15 protein-coding genes are annotated in these 15953 nt (G+C 30.9%); 7 read left to right on the forward strand and 8 right to left on the reverse strand.

The genetic code is table 11. The features are described 5' to 3' along the window. Nucleotides 1-2: 2 nt before the first annotated feature. From rsmG to rpmH, 8 genes are all read right to left on the reverse strand, one after another. Nucleotides 3-722, reverse strand: a complete 720-nt coding sequence (gene rsmG / locus N4T77_RS13500) for a 16S rRNA (guanine(527)-N(7))-methyltransferase RsmG (RefSeq protein ID WP_261672327.1) — start codon at nt 720-722, stop codon at nt 3-5. Nucleotides 723-748: 26 nt separating this feature from the next. Continuing rightward, on the reverse strand, nt 749-2629 hold the full coding sequence (gene mnmG / locus N4T77_RS13505) for a tRNA uridine-5-carboxymethylaminomethyl(34) synthesis enzyme MnmG (RefSeq protein ID WP_261672328.1): 1881 nt from the start codon (nt 2627-2629) through the stop codon (nt 749-751). Between the two features lie 9 nt (nt 2630-2638). Continuing rightward, complete coding sequence (mnmE, locus tag N4T77_RS13510) at nt 2639-4018, reverse strand: tRNA uridine-5-carboxymethylaminomethyl(34) synthesis GTPase MnmE (protein ID WP_261672329.1); 1380 nt, start codon at nt 4016-4018, stop codon at nt 2639-2641. Between the two features lie 68 nt (nt 4019-4086). After that, entirely contained in the window at nt 4087-4713 is a 627-nt protein-coding gene (gene jag, locus N4T77_RS13515) for an RNA-binding cell elongation regulator Jag/EloR (RefSeq protein WP_261672330.1), read from the reverse strand. Nucleotides 4714-4724: 11 nt separating this feature from the next. After that, nucleotides 4725-5384: a membrane protein insertase YidC gene (gene yidC, locus N4T77_RS13520; RefSeq protein ID WP_261672331.1), complete on the reverse strand. Its 660-nt coding sequence runs from the start codon at nt 5382-5384 to the stop codon at nt 4725-4727. A gap of 20 nt (nt 5385-5404) precedes the next feature. Then, a complete protein-coding gene (yidD, locus tag N4T77_RS13525; RefSeq protein ID WP_261672332.1) occupies nt 5405-5614 on the reverse strand; it encodes a membrane protein insertion efficiency factor YidD in 210 nt (69 codons plus the stop codon). Beyond that, a complete protein-coding gene (gene rnpA / locus N4T77_RS13530) occupies nt 5615-5947 on the reverse strand; it encodes a ribonuclease P protein component (RefSeq protein ID WP_261672333.1) in 333 nt (110 codons plus the stop codon). Between the two features lie 54 nt (nt 5948-6001). After that, complete coding sequence (rpmH, locus tag N4T77_RS13535; RefSeq protein ID WP_261672334.1) at nt 6002-6136, reverse strand: 50S ribosomal protein L34; 135 nt, start codon at nt 6134-6136, stop codon at nt 6002-6004. A gap of 596 nt (nt 6137-6732) precedes the next feature. On the opposite strand from rpmH, the gene dnaA reads away from it, so the two are divergent. The 7 genes from dnaA to gyrA all read left to right on the forward strand — a co-directional run bounded on the left by dnaA (nt 6733) and on the right by gyrA (nt 15548). Next, nucleotides 6733-8082: a chromosomal replication initiator protein DnaA gene (gene dnaA / locus N4T77_RS13540; RefSeq protein ID WP_261672335.1), complete on the forward strand. Its 1350-nt coding sequence runs from the start codon at nt 6733-6735 to the stop codon at nt 8080-8082. Between the two features lie 260 nt (nt 8083-8342). Further along, nucleotides 8343-9446, forward strand: coding sequence for a DNA polymerase III subunit beta (dnaN, locus tag N4T77_RS13545; RefSeq protein ID WP_261672336.1), 1104 nt, complete (start codon nt 8343-8345; stop codon nt 9444-9446). Nucleotides 9447-9470: 24 nt separating this feature from the next. Continuing rightward, a complete protein-coding gene (gene yaaA / locus N4T77_RS13550) occupies nt 9471-9677 on the forward strand; it encodes a S4 domain-containing protein YaaA (protein WP_261672337.1) in 207 nt (68 codons plus the stop codon). 71 nt (nt 9678-9748) lie between these two features. Further along, complete coding sequence (gene recF, locus N4T77_RS13555) at nt 9749-10840, forward strand: DNA replication/repair protein RecF (RefSeq protein ID WP_261672338.1); 1092 nt, start codon at nt 9749-9751, stop codon at nt 10838-10840. Between the two features lie 21 nt (nt 10841-10861). Then, complete coding sequence (remB, locus tag N4T77_RS13560) at nt 10862-11125, forward strand: extracellular matrix regulator RemB (protein ID WP_261672339.1); 264 nt, start codon at nt 10862-10864, stop codon at nt 11123-11125. Nucleotides 11126-11140: 15 nt separating this feature from the next. Further along, the gene (gyrB, locus tag N4T77_RS13565) at nt 11141-13054 is read left to right on the forward strand and encodes a DNA topoisomerase (ATP-hydrolyzing) subunit B (RefSeq protein WP_261672340.1); all 1914 of its coding nucleotides are present in this window, start codon (nt 11141-11143) and stop codon (nt 13052-13054) included. A gap of 16 nt (nt 13055-13070) precedes the next feature. Continuing rightward, nucleotides 13071-15548 carry a DNA gyrase subunit A gene (gyrA, locus tag N4T77_RS13570; protein ID WP_261672341.1) on the forward strand — a complete coding sequence of 826 codons (2478 nt, stop codon included), beginning with the start codon at nt 13071-13073 and terminating at the stop codon, nt 15546-15548. The last annotated feature ends 405 nt before the right edge of the window (nt 15549-15953 follow it).

A 15953-nucleotide genomic window follows, 5' to 3' on the forward strand; every position in this document is an offset into this window, starting at 1 on the left:
ATCTACTTTAGCGGCTTTTTTGTGGCTGTCCCTGCTTTTCTAGGGTAAGCTTTAGGAGTTTCTTTTACTTTTCTTATTACCACTAGGTTGTGATTTAAGTTACTGTCTTCTATCTCTATTTCTATTATATCTTCTATTTTACCACCAAGTATAGAGACAGCTGATTTTCCTTCTTTAATTTCTTCTTCTACTGATGGTCCTTTCATAGCTACAAAATATCCACCAATCTTTACATAAGGTATACACAGTTCACTTAGAACAGCAAGATTAGCAACAGCTCTAGATACGACGACATCAATAGACTGCCTGTATTCTATTTTTCTTGAAAAATCTTCAGCTCTTCCATGAATTGTTTTTATTTCCTTCAACTCTAACTTATTTATAACTTCATTTAAGAAAATAATTCTTTTATTTAATGAATCTAAAAGTGTCATATCTACATCTGGTTTTACTAGCTTAATAGGTATACCAGGAAAACCAGCTCCTGTACCTATATCAATTATACTTTTAGCCTCTCTTAAAGGAGAAAATTTAAAAATTTTTATAGAATCAATAAAATGCTTTTTTACCATTTGTTCATCTTCTGTTATAGCGGTAAGATTTATCTTTTCATTCCATTCCTTAATCATATCTTTGTACTGCATAAACTTATTATACATATCCTCATTAAAGTCTAACTGTACATCTAAACATGCAGAATTCATAATTTGGAAATAATCCATAGTCTATTCTCCATTCTATTTATATTTTACTTTTTTTCTCTATACTCACGTTCAAGATAGATTAACAATACTGATATATCAGCAGGTGAAACACCTGAAATTCTAGAAGCCTGCCCTACGCTAATAGGTCTTATTTTACCTAATTTTTGAATAGCCTCTATTCTAAGTCCCTTTACCTCATTATAGTCAATACTCTGTGGTATTAGTTTTGTTTCAAACTTTTTAAACTGTTCAATTTGTTCAAGCTGTTTGTTTATATACCCTTCATATTTTGCTATAATGTTTACCTGCTCTTTCACATCAAAGGTAAGTTCTGGTCTATCTTTATCTAGTGGTTCTAAATTAAAATAGTCAAGTTCTGGTCTTTTAATAAGCTCATAAAAACTGGTCACTTTTTTTAATTCTGATGAGTCTAATGTAGCTAAAAACTCTAACACATCTTTTTTAGGTGTAATATTTAAATTTTTGATTCTTTCAATTTCTTGTTCTATAGCGCTTTTTCTATCTAAAAATCTCTTATATCTTTCCTTGCTGACGCTTCCAACTTTATATCCCATTTCCGTTAATCTTAAGTCTGCATTATCTTGCCTTAGCAATAATCTGTACTCTGAGCGTGATGTCATCATTCTATAAGGTTCCTCAGTTCCTTTAGTTACCAAGTCATCAATTAATACTCCTATATATCCATCAGATCTTTTTAGAACCAACGGATCTTGTTCTTTAACCCTAAGAGCAGCATTTATTCCCGCAATGATTCCTTGAGCTGCTGCTTCTTCATATCCTGATGTTCCATTTAACTGTCCAGCTCCAAATAAGCCTTCTATATGTTTAAACTCTAATGATGGCTTTAATTGAAGAGGATTTATACTATCATATTCTATTGCATAGGCAGTTCTTACAATTTCTACATTTTCAAGACCAATTATTGTTCTGTACATTTCAAGCTGAACATCCTCTGGCAAAGAGCTAGATGCACCTCCAACATAAAGTTCTTCTGTATTCTCACCTTCTGGTTCAATAAATATCTGATGTTTTTCTTTATCTGGAAATCTAACTACTTTATCTTCAATAGAAGGACAATATCTTGGTCCAACTGATTTAATTGATCCATTATATAGTGGCGATCTATGAATGTTATCCTGTATAACTTTAAGGGTTTCATCTGTAGAATATGTTAAATAACAAGATATTTGTTCCCTATCTATGTTTTCACTCATAAATGAAAACGGAACTATTTTTTCATCGCCTTTTTGCTCTATCATCTTTGAAAAATCTACACTTCTTCTATGAACCCTCGCAGGAGTTCCTGTTTTAAACCTTCTAAGTTCAATACCAAGATTTATCAAACTCTGTGACAAATCATTAGAAGGCATAAATCCATTTGGTCCACAGTTATAGCTCACATCTCCTATAATTACTTTTCCTTTTAGATAAGTTCCTGTTGCAAGTACTACATTTTTAGTCTTAAAGTAAGCCCCATTCTTTGTTAGTACACCAACGACTTTGCCACCTTCTGTTCTAATGTCAATTACCTCTAACTGTCTTAAATATAGGTTAGGTTCACTTTCAACTACCTTCTTCATTCTTGCTGAATACTTATTTTTATCAGCTTGTGCCCTTAGCGAATATACTGCAGGACCTTTTGAGGTATTAAGCATCCTAGATTGAATGAAAGTGTTATCTATATTTATTCCCATTTCTCCACCTAGAGCATCTATTTCTCGAACCAAGTGACCTTTGGCAGTTCCTCCTATACTTGGATTACATGGCATAAAGGCAATACTGTCTAAATTCATTGTACAAAACAAAGTCTTACACCCAATTCTTGCTGAAGCAAGGGCAGCTTCACAACCAGCATGCCCTGCACCAACTACAATTACATCAAATTCTCCACCGAAATACTCCATAAAATATACCTACTTTCCTAAACAAAATTCTGAAAATATCTTATCTATTATATCTTCTTCTAAAGTCTCACCGGTAATCTCACCAAGGCTACTCCAAGCATTTCTTATATCGATAGATGCTAGGTCTATTGCTGAAGTATTCCTCAATGCTTCTAAGCCTTGAATACAATGCTCTCTTGCTTTAATTAATGCTTCTTTATGTCTAGTATTTGTTATAATAACTTCATTAGACTTAACTTCTCCCCTAAAGAAAAGTTCCTTTATGCAATCTTTTAACATTTCTAGCCCTTCACCAGTTTTAGCAGAAGTTTGTATTACGTATTGTGAATTTAACCCTTTAAGATCATCTTTATCTATTTTACCATTTAAATCAGATTTATTTAATAACACAATATACTTTTTATCTTTTATATTGTCTATAATTTCTCTATCTTCTTCATCTAATTCTCTACTTAAATCTAACATAAGTATAATTAAATCTGCTTCATTTATTTTTTCCTTAGATTTTTCTACTCCTATCTTCTCTACCAAATCCTTGGTTTCTCTTATACCTGCTGTATCTATAATTTTTATAGGAACTCCTTCTATATTTATATATTCTTCAATAACATCTCTAGTTGTCCCTGGAACGTCAGTGACAATTGCCCTTTGTTCCATAAGAAGTGAGTTCAAAAGAGAAGATTTTCCTACATTAGGCTTACCTACTATAACTGTATTGAGTCCTTCTCTAATTATTTTTCCTTCATCAGCTGTACTTAATATATTATTTATTTGCTGTAATATATTATCTAATTGTATAGAAACCTTCTCTGAAGTCATCTCTTCTAGATCATCTTCTGGATAATCTACCGTAGCCTCTATATGTGCTATAATTTCTAATAGTTTTCCCCTAACACCATTTATTTCTTTAGAAACTCTACCACCTGATTGCTGCACTGCTGATTTCATTGATAGTTCAGTTTTAGCTCTTATTATATCTATAACTGCCTCTGCTTGACTTAAATCAATTCTTCCATTTAAAAAGGCTCTTTTAGTAAACTCACCTGGTTCCGCAAGTCTTGCTCCATTTCTAATTACTTCCTCAAGTATTCTTTTAGTAGCAACAACTCCTCCATGACAATTTATTTCAACAGTATCTTCTGCAGTGAAACTTCTAGGTCCCTTCATAAAACTTACTAGTACCTCATCTAATACATCTCCACTTTCAGTATCCAATATAAAGCCATATTTCATTGTATATGGCTTTATACCCATTAATGTATCTCCATTTTTACCTCTGAACATATTATTTACTATCTCTAAAGACTTGTGTCCAGAAACCCTTATAATTGATATACCACCTTCACCTAAAACAGTAGCAATAGCCGTTATTGTATCAAATTCTTTCATTTTCCCACTCCTTCTATCTATCTAATATCGTATATTATTTACAATAAAGCAAAAAGAAAGCCATAATACTAGGCTTTCTTTAAATCCACTACGACTCTTCTAAAAGGCTCGTCGCCCTCACTGTAGGTTTTTACATAAAAATCATTTTGAAGGGCAGAATGAATTACTCTTCTTTCATAAGGATTCATCGGCTCCAACTTAACAGATTTTCCAGTTCTCCTAACCTTATCAGCTATTCTTCTTGCCAATCTTTTTAGTGTTTCTTCTCTCTTTATCCTATAATTCTCAGTGTCCAAAACTACTCTTTTATATTCTCCATCATGTCCCTTGTTTATTACAAGACTTATGAGGTATTGAAGTGAATCTAAAGTCTCTCCTCTATATCCTATAAGTATTCCCATGTCAGGACCTGTTAAAAATATTTTTATGATGTTATCTTCCTCTTCTATTTTTATCTCAGCTTTAATTTCCATAGAATTTAAGACATCTCTTATGAAGTTCTTAGCTTCATATATATAGTCTCTTTTAACTTTTACCCTTATTTTTGCTGGTCTTGCCCCTATTAAGCTTAAAAATCCCTTATTTCCTGCATCTAAAACCTCTACTTCAACTTTATCTTCTGTAATCTTTAATTCATTGAGAGCATTTTTCAAGGCTTCTTCAACAGTTCTTCCGGTCATTTCAATAACCTTCATAAAACCACCCCCTAGGCTTTACTAGAGCCTTTATTTATATCAACTTTTTTCATAACTAGTGTCTGTGCTATCTGTATTAAATTGTTTACTACCCAGTACAATACTAATGCTGATTTTAGGCTCCAACTAATAAATATCATAAATATAGACATACTTATATTCATAGTAGCTGATTGCTTTGCCTGAGCACTGTTGCCTGAAGGCATCATTAATTTTCCTGAGAAATATGTAGTAGCCCCTGAAAGTATAGCCAGAAGTATATCTCTGCTAGCTAAATCTTTTATCCATAGAAAATGAACACCACTTATTCCATGTAAATTGTTAAACACATAATAAAGCGCTATGAAAATAGGCCATTGTATAAGCATTGGCAAACATCCACTTAGTGGATTTGCACCTCTTTCTTTATACATCTTCATAATTTCTTGCTGAGCTTTTTGCGGGTCACTTTTATATTTGTCCTGTATTTTTTTAGTTTCTGGCTGCAGCTCGTTCATAACTAATGAAGACTTCATTTGCTTTATATTTAAAGGAAGTAGTATAAGCCTAATTATAAGTGTCATTAAAATTATTGCTATACCATAAGAAACATTTTTACTAGGAAATAAGGAAAAAACACCTTGGTGTACGAACTCAAAGAATTGTACAAATGCATTATTTAAATACTGCAAATTATAAACCTCCTGACGATTTATTTAACTGGATCATATCCACCTTTACTAAAAGGATTACATCTTAATATTCTATTTATAGCCATAAATCCACCTTTTAAAACACCATATTTTTCTAAACAATCTAAAGCATATTGAGAACAAGTAGGATAAAACCTACAACATGGTCTTTTTAAAGGAGATATGTATTTTCTATATAATCTAATCAAAAAAACTAAAAATTCTTTCATTTAACCATATAGGCCTGCCTTCTTAAAAATATTTTTAATAGCGTTATCTATTTCACTATAACTTTTATCACTTGCGGCTGTCCTAGCTATAAAAACCAAATCATAACCTAATTTTAAATTGCTATTATTTAACCTATAACATTCTTTTATTAACCTTTTAACACGACTTCTTACAACGCTCTTACCAACTTTTTTACTTACTGATATTCCTACTCTATTTATAGATTTTTTATTCTTATATATATATAGAACTAATAGGTTATTTGAAAAAGACTTTCCCCTTCTATATACAGCTCTAAATTCTGCATTCTTTCTTATTTTAGTTTCTTTCATTTATACTTTGCTCCTTTTTTCTGCAGTTGCAGAAAAAGGCCACAAAAGCGGCCCTTATGCTGTTAATCTTTTTCTACCTTTTTGTCTTCTTCTCTTAAGAACATTTCTTCCAGATGCAGTACTCATTCTCTTTCTGAATCCATGCTCTTTCTTTCTTTGTTTCTTTTTTGGTTGATAAGTCATCCACATGTCGCTACACCCCCTTTTAAGTAAGTTATATTTACCTCTCCACATTACTTAAGTTTATGAGGACAATTACTGAAAACTAAGCTTCCTTAATTTAAAGTATTTAAGCCATATACCGGCTTTTTAAGGTTTTACTATTAAATTATATATTCATGAAGTTCCAATGTCAATATAAATTCTGTAACAACTAAAAGGTATAAAAATTTACCTGTTAATATTTTTTATTACTTTTTTTGTGGATAACTTCTTGAATAGGTTGTCAGGTTTTGATATTATTAATAGAGAGTTGTGAATAACTTTTATTTTTAACTACTTATCCACAACTGTTGATAACTTTGTGTATAACTTGTTCAATTTACTCTTGAAACTAGTATTTTATTCATATTATTGACTGATTTTCTGAGACTATTCACTATTTATGATGTTAATACTTTATTTTTCAAATTTGTTGATAACTTTTTTTATTTTAAATTGTAAACAAATTTATTAACATGTGAATATTTTAATGAACATTTGTCAAAAAAATATAATGGTGTTTATAATTTTGTTTATATACTGTTAATTTTTATTTTTTATCATTCTAGACTGGAGGATATAAGATGAATGCCCATCCAAAAGAAATATGGGAAAAGACTCTAAACATAATAAAAGGTGAACTTACAGAAGTAAGTTTTAACACATGGATTAAAAGTATAGATCCTATATCAATAGAAAATGACACCGTAAAATTAGGTGTTCCAAATGATTTTACTCGTGGAATACTTAATAGCAGATACAAAGATTTAATAGTTAATGCATTAAAACTTATAACATCAAAGAAGTATAATGTACAATTTACTATACTTTCTGAAGAAGATGTTGAATCCGATGAACCGAAACAAAAAAAAGAAAGAAAATCTAATATTATAGTTAATGATGAAATGTCTACTATGTTGAATCCGAAATATACTTTTAACTCTTTTGTCATTGGCAATAGCAATAGATTTGCCCATGCAGCGTCTTTAGCAGTAGCAGAAGCCCCTGCAAAGGCTTATAATCCCCTATTCATATATGGTGGAGTTGGTCTTGGAAAAACCCACTTAATGCATGCTATAGGGCATTACATACTAGAAAATAACCCAAGCTCAAAAGTTATGTATGTTTCCTCTGAGAAATTTACAAATGAGCTGATAAATTCGATTAAGGATGATAAAAATGAGCAATTTAGAAATAAATATAGAAACATAGATGTTCTATTAATCGATGATGTTCAATTTATTGGTGGTAAAGAAAGAACTCAGGAAGAATTTTTCCATACTTTTAATGCATTACACGAAGCTAACAAACAAATAATTCTTTCAAGCGATAGACCACCAAAAGAAATCCCTACTCTTGAAGATAGATTGCGATCTAGATTTGAATGGGGACTTATAGCAGATATTCAACCACCAGATTTTGAAACCAGGATGGCTATCCTTAAGAAAAAAGCAGACGTAGAAAACCTAAATATACCGAATGAGGTTATGGTTTATATAGCTACAAAGATTAAAGCCAATATTAGAGAACTTGAAGGTGCTTTAATAAGAATTGTAGCATTTTCTTCTTTAACTAATAAAGAAATAAGTGTAGATCTAGCTTCAGAGGCACTAAAAGACATAATATCTAGTAAACAATCTAAACAAGTAACTATTGATTTAATTCAAGATGTAGTTGCAAATTACTTTAGTCTTAAAGTAGATGACTTAAAGTCTTCAAGAAGAACTAGAAATATAGCATTCCCAAGACAAATAGCTATGTACCTATGCAGAAAACTCACAGATATGTCTCTTCCTAAGATCGGAGAGGAGTTTGGCGGAAGAGATCACACTACAGTAATACATGCCTACGAAAAAATATCTGAAAATCTAAAGGTAGATGAAGGTCTACAAAATTCTGTAAGTGATCTTACTAAAAGAATAAACCAAAAATAAATTATTAACATGTGTTTATATTAGTTATATAATACATTGTGGATAACGAAATATAATCTATTTTGTTTTTACTTATGTGGATAAAGTCAATTTTTTATGATTTACTTATCCACAATTATTTTTTCTCAAAATTTAAGTGTATCAACAGCTTTATGGGTTATCCACATAATCACAGGCCCTACTACTATTACTACTAATAGTTAATAATTATCTAATCTAATACTATATCAAATTTATTGTGAATAAGGAGGCTACAAATAATGAAGTTCACATGTGAAAAATCAATATTACAAGAAGGTATATCCACAGCCCAAAAAGCTGTTACAGGAAAATCTACAATGCCTATTTTAAATGGAATTTTAATAAAAGCTAAGAATAATGAAATAACTTTAATTGGTTCAGATATAGATTTAAGTATAGAAACAAAAATAAAAGCTGAAATAATAGAAGAAGGAAATATAGTTATTGATGCAAGATTATTTGGTGAAATAATTAGAAAGTTACCTAATGATGTAGTCAGCATAAACACAATAGAGAATAATTCTATAGAAATATTATGCCAAAAGTCTAGATTTACTCTCATACATATGAATGGAGAAGACTTTCCGTTACTTCCAAGTATTAATGAAAATATGATATTCTCTGTACCTCAAAGAATACTGAGAAATATGATAAAAAGTACGATATTTGCAACAGCACAGGATGAAACAAGGCCAATACTTACTGGCGTTTTATTTGAAATCAATAATAATAATTTAAATTTAGTAGCACTTGATGGTTATAGATTGGCTGTAAGATCTGAAAATTTAAGTACGGATAATGTCATAAGTGCAGTAATTCCAGGAAAAACTTTAAGTGAAGTATCTAAGATACTAGAAGAAGATGATGAAAATGTAAATATAACATTTACACCTAACCACATATTGTTTAATCTAGGTTACACTAAAATAATATCCAGACTTTTAGAAGGTGAGTTTATAAGATATAATTCTATAATTCCTGAAGAATATAATCTTAAGGTTATAGCAAAAAGAGGCGATTTATTACATTGCATAGAAAGAGCATCATTAATGGCTAAGGATGGTAACACAAACCTTATTAAATTAAGCATGGAAGAAGAAAATATGATTATAACATCTAATTCTCAATTGGGAATGGTAAGAGAAGAATTAAATATAATTTTGCAAGGTCAGTCTCTTCAAATTGCATTTAATTCTAAATATCTTATAGATGTTTTAAAAATTATGGAAGAAGAAGAGATTGTTATGGAATTCTCTAGTAGTGTAAGCCCTTGCGTTATTAGAAACAAAGAAATAAATAATTGTACTTATTTGGTATTACCTGTAAGACTATTAAATAGTTAAATATAAATAAATGGAGATAGAAAGATGAAAGAAATAAAAATAAATACAGATTTTATAAAATTAGACTCATTCTTAAAATGGGTTGGAGCTGTATCATTAGGATCTGAGGCTAAAATGCTAATTCAAGAAGGTCATGTTAAAGTAAATGGAGAAATTGAAACTAGAAGAGGTAAAAAACTTAAGAGTGGTGACACTATTGATTTTGATGGAGAAATATACAGTATCTTGTAGTTTGCTGAGTAAAGATTTATTGTTAATTGTTAATTAAATATATTGTGATATAATTATATTTGGGTGTTTTTATGTATATTAAGTATTTACAACTTGCTAATTTTAGAAATTACAAAGAGTTAAGTGTCGATTTAAATAAAAGTATAAATGTTTTTATAGGCGATAACGCCCAAGGAAAAACAAACATTCTAGAAAGTATATATTATTGCAGTATTGGAAAGTCGCCTAGAACAACTAAGGATAAGGAACTTATAAATTGGAATGGAAAAGAGGCTTACATAAAAGTATATGTGGCAAAGGAAAGACTTGATAAAAAAATAGAGATAAAAATATTTAAAGAAGGAAAAAAAGGCATTAATGTAAATTCCATTAAGTTGAATAAAATTTCGGAATTAATTGGTGTTTTTAATGTGGTAATGTTTTCGCCAGAGGACTTAAAAATAGTTAAAGAATCTCCATTATACAGGAGGAAATTTCTAGATATAGAGTTGTGCAAATTAAGTAAAAAGTATTATTTCAACTTAGTCCAATATAATAAGGCATTAAATGAGAGAAATGCTATATTAAAAAGATGGAACGAACATAGCGGAAATATGCTTCAGGTCTATGATGAACAACTCTCTAAGTATGGAGCAGTTATTATCAAATTAAGAGAACAATATGTAAAAAAGCTAAGCGAAAAGGGTAGAATAATACATAGTGATATAACTACCGGTGCTGAGAATATAGAGTTTAAGTATGTTACGTCCATAAAAAACATGGATAAGGCAGAAGAAGAACTATTAGAGTTTTTTGCAGCAAATAGGAAAAAAGATATTGAAAAAAGAGTTACTTCTTTAGGACCTCATAGAGATGACTTTGATATAAGTATAAATGGAGTAGATACAAGAAGCTTTGGTTCACAAGGGCAACAAAGAACATCTGTTTTAACTATTAAGTTTGCCTCTTTGGAAATAATAAAAGATGTTACAGGGGAATATCCTGTACTTTTACTTGATGATGTATTATCTGAACTTGATATGAATAGGCAAAAATATATATTAAGTTCTATTAAGAACGTGCAAACTTTTATAACATGTACAGGTATTGGAGATATAAAAAGTTATTTAAAGGACGAGGCACAATTATTTATGGTTAAAAATGGAATAGTGAGCAAAGTTTAGAGTTTGAAAGGAGATTATTTTATGTTCCTACATTTAGGAGAAAATATAGTTGTACCAATAAAAGATATAATCGGTATATTTGATGTTGAAACTTCAATGTATAGTTCTGATACTATTCAATTTTTAAGAATGGCAGAAGAGGACGGATTTGTTCAAAGAATTACGAAAGATAAACCTAAATCTTTTATTATCGCCGAAGTTGATAAGAAGAGTAAGATTTATTTATCGCCTATATCTTCATCCACGTTAAACAAAAGATCAGAAACTTTATACTACGAACTTTAAGATAGGAGGATGAATATGTCTGAAAATAAAAATGAAGTTTATGATGAAAGTCAGATACAGGTATTAGAAGGGTTAGAAGCAGTAAGAAAAAGGCCAGGAATGTATATAGGTAGTACAAATGCAAGAGGGCTTCATCACTTAGTATACGAAATAGTTGATAACAGTATAGATGAGGCATTGGCGGGTTTTTGCGAAAATATAGATGTTTACATACATGAAGATAACTCCATAACTGTAGTTGATGATGGAAGGGGAATGCCTGTTGGAATACATCCTAAGATGCAAAAGCCTACTGTAGAAGTTATAATGACAGTACTTCATGCTGGAGGAAAATTTGGTGGTGGAGGATATAAAGTATCTGGTGGACTTCATGGTGTTGGAGCTTCAGTTGTAAATGCTTTGTCTGAGCTTTGTGAAGTTGAAGTTAAAAGAGAAGGACACATATGGAAACAAGTTTACAATAGAGGTAAAGCTGTAACAGACCTAGATTCTGTTGGTAATACTGAAGAACATGGAACAAAAACTCATTTCAAGCCAGATACTCAGATATTTGAGGAAACAGAGTATGACTATGATACTTTAGCTCAAAGGCTTAGAGAACTTGCCTTTCTAAATAAAGGAATAAGTATAACTTTATCAGATGAACGAAATGACAAGAAAGAAGTTTTTTACTATGAGGGCGGCATAAAATCATTTGTAGAGTATCTAAATAGAAACAAGGAAACCATTCAAAAAGAACCAATATATGTAGAAGGTAAGAAAGATGATTACAGCGTAGAGGTTGCTATTCAGTATAATGATGGATATATTGAAAATATATTCTCTTTTGCTAATAATATAGACACTGCAGAAGGTGGAACACATCTATCCGGATTTAAATCGGCTCTAACTCGGGTTCTTAATGATTACGCAAAAAAGTTTGGAATATTAAAAGAAAGTGACAAAAACTTATCTGGAGAAGATATTAGAGAAGGTTTAACTGCAGTTGTATCAGTTAAACTTATTGATCCTCAATTTGAAGGTCAAACTAAAACTAAACTTGGAAATAGCGAAGTTCGTGGAATAGTTGACAACATAGTTGGTGAAGGAGTAAGTTCTTTCTTAGAAGAGAATCCTCAAATAGCTAAATCAATACTTGAAAAAGGATTAATGGCAGCAAGAGCAAGAGAAGCAGCTAGAAAAGCAAGAGAGCTTACAAGACGTAAATCTGTATTAGAAAGTACCTCCTTACCTGGTAAGCTAGCAGACTGTTCTTCTAAGGACCCTAAGGAATGTGAAATCTACTTGGTAGAGGGAGATTCTGCAGGTGGTTCAGCTAAACAGGGAAGAAATAGAAGATTTCAAGCTATATTACCTCTTCGTGGTAAAATAATGAATGTTGAAAAACAAAGATTAGATAAGATTTTAGGCTATGAAGAAATAAGATCTATGATAACAGCATTCGGTGGAGGAATAGGTAAAGACTTTGATATAGAAAAAATAAGATACGATAGAATAATTATAATGACAGATGCAGATGTAGATGGTGCACATATAAGAACATTGTTACTTACATTTTTTTATAGGTATATGAAGGAACTAGTGGACCAAGGACATGTATATGTAGCTCAACCACCACTTTATAAGCTTACTAAAAATAAAAAAGATTACTATGCATATAGTGATAAAGAATTAGAGCAATTACTTCAAGATGTAGGCGGAAAAGATAATAATACAAATATTCAAAGATACAAAGGTCTTGGAGAAATGGATGCCACACAGCTTTGGGATACTACTATGAATCCAGAAGAAAGAGTTCTACTTCAAGTAACAGTAGATGATGCTATGGCAGCTGATGAAATTTTCACTATACTTATGGGTGACAAGGTAGAGCCTCGTAGAGAGTTCATACAAGAAAATGCGAAAAAAGTTATAAACCTAGATATATAATAAAGAGGTGTAATTGATGTTTAATGAAGGAAAGGTTTTACCGATAGAGATAAGCCATGAAATGAAAAAAAGCTATATAGACTATGCCATGAGTGTTATCGTAGGTCGTGCATTACCAGATGTAAGAGATGGTTTAAAGCCTGTACATAGAAGAATTCTTTATTCAATGTATCAACTTGGATTAACTCCAGAAAAGGGATTTAGAAAGTGCGCAAGAATTGTTGGAGACGTGTTGGGTAAATATCATCCTCATGGAGACACAGCAGTTTATGATGCATTAGTTAGATTAGCACAGGATTTCTCTATTAGATATACACTTATTAATGGTCATGGAAACTTTGGATCTGTTGATGGTGATAGTGCCGCTGCAATGAGATATACAGAGGCTAAAATGAATAAAATAACACTGGAAATGTTAAGAGATATTAATAAAAATACAGTAGATTTTGTTCCAAATTTTGATGGAGAAGAACAAGAGCCTTCTGTAGTACCTTCAAGATTTCCTAACTTACTTGTTAATGGTTCAGCGGGAATTGCAGTAGGTATGGCTACTAATATACCGCCACATAACTTAACAGAAGTTATAAATGGAATAAATATTCTAATTGATAACCCAGAGTGTTCTATTTTAGATCTAATGTCTGAAATTAAGGGACCAGACTTTCCAACTTCAGGAATAATACATGGTACTTCAGGAATTAGATCTGCTTATGAAACTGGAAGAGGAAAAGTTGTTGTAAGAGCAAGAGCTGAGATAGAAGAAGAAAAGGGAAGACATAGAATTATCGTAACTGAGATACCTTATCAGGTTAATAAAGCAAGATTAATAGAAAATATAGCAGACTTAGTTAAAGACAAAAGAATAGAAGGTATATCAGACTTAAGAGATGAATCAGACAGAGATGGTATGAGAATAGTAATAGAACTAAAAAGGGATGCAAATCCTAATATAGTACTAAATCAACTTTATAAGCATACTAAGATGCAAGATACGTTTGGTATCATTATGCTTGCTTTAGTAAATAATGAACCTCAAGTTTTAAATTTAAAACAAGTTCTTGTTCACTATTTAGATTTTCAAAAGGAAGTTATAAGAAGAAGAACTAAGTTTGATCTAGATAAGGCCCTTGCTCGTGCTCATATCTTAGAAGGGTTAAGAATTGCACTTGATCATATAGACGAAGTTATAAACCTAATAAGAGCATCAAGAAATACTGAAGAAGCTAGAAATGGACTTATAAGTAAGTTTAACTTATCTGAAAAACAAGCTCAGGCCATACTTGATATGAGATTACAAAGACTTACGGGATTAGAAAGAGAAAAAATTGAAGATGAATACAATGAATTGATGAAGAGTGTTACTTATTTTAGAGAAGTTCTAGAAAAAGAAGAGCTAGTATTAAAAATAATAAAAGAAGAATTAATGGAAATAAAGATCAAATATGGTGACGAAAGAAAAACAGAGATACAGAAAAATGACAATGAGATTAATATAGAGGATTTAATACAAGAACAAGAAGTAGTTATAACCCTTACTCATGCTGGCTACATAAAGAGAATAGCTGCAGATACCTATTCAGCTCAAAAAAGAGGGGGAAAGGGAATACAGGCAATGGCTACAAAAGAAGATGATTTTGTAGAGCACATGTTTATTACTTCTACTCATAACATTATTTTATTCTTTACCAACAAAGGAAGAGTCTATAAGTTAAAAGGATATGAAATACCAGAGGCAGGAAGAACTGCAAAGGGAACCAATCTTATAAATTTAATACCTATGGAAGCTGAGGAACGAATACAAGCAGTTATAACCTTTAAAGAAGTGGATAAAAATAATTATTTCATAATGGGAACAAAAGAAGGATTAGTAAAGAAGACTCAGGTAAGCCAATATTCTTCAGCAAGAAAGAATGGTATAAATGCAATAAACCTAAAAGATGGAGATGAACTTATAGGTGTTAGAATGACCACAGGAGAAAGTGAAATAATTATATTCACTAGAAATGGCTACGCTATAAGATTTAATGAAACAGACGTAAGGCCTATGGGAAGAACCGCCACTGGGGTAAGAGGTATAACCCTAAGAGAAGGGGACATAGCTGTTACTATGGATATCGTGGAAGAGGATCATGATGTTCTAGTTATAAGTGAAAATGGATTCGGAAAAAGAACACCAGTAACAGAATATACTGCCCATAGAAGAGGTGGAAAAGGAATAATAACTTATAAGATAACAGAAAAAACAGGTTCTATTGTTGGTGCAAGGGTTGTAAAAGACGGAGACGAGATGATGCTCATCAACAGTAGTAATGTTGCTATAAGACTTAATGTATCTGATATATCAACAACAAGCAGAAACGCTATGGGTGTTACGTTGATGAAAACAGAAGAGGATGAAAAAGTTGTAGCTACCGCAAAAATTAACTGTGAAGATGCAGTTGAAGTTGAAGAAATATTAGATAGCGATGTTGAAAATGATATAAATAAACTATAATAATAATTCCCTGTTTGTAGGATAAGACTTAAAGTCTGATTAAGACAAATAAGTCTCTTCTAAAGACAGGGAATTATTATTTTTTATAATAAAAGGATTGATATAGCTGATAACAAGTAAAACTATTCCTGGTGTATCAATATATAAAAAATGGAGTAAAGCTTAGATACAAATAGAAATATAATGATAAGTTATATAAAATAAGTTTGAACTTAATATATATATTTTATTTTTTGATAAAATATGTCTTGTCCTTAGCAAACAGGACAAAGACTTAATTTTACTTAGAAAATTATTGACAAGATTAAAATTAAGTTTTAAGATGTAAAAGTCATCAAAAACGATGATTAAACCAAAAAATATTATTGACAAGTAATAACTTGTATGGTAATATTAAAAAAGTTC

Source organism: Clostridium sp. CX1, assembly GCF_025398335.1.
GTDB lineage: Bacteria > Bacillota > Clostridia > Clostridiales > Clostridiaceae > Clostridium_AM > Clostridium_AM tanneri.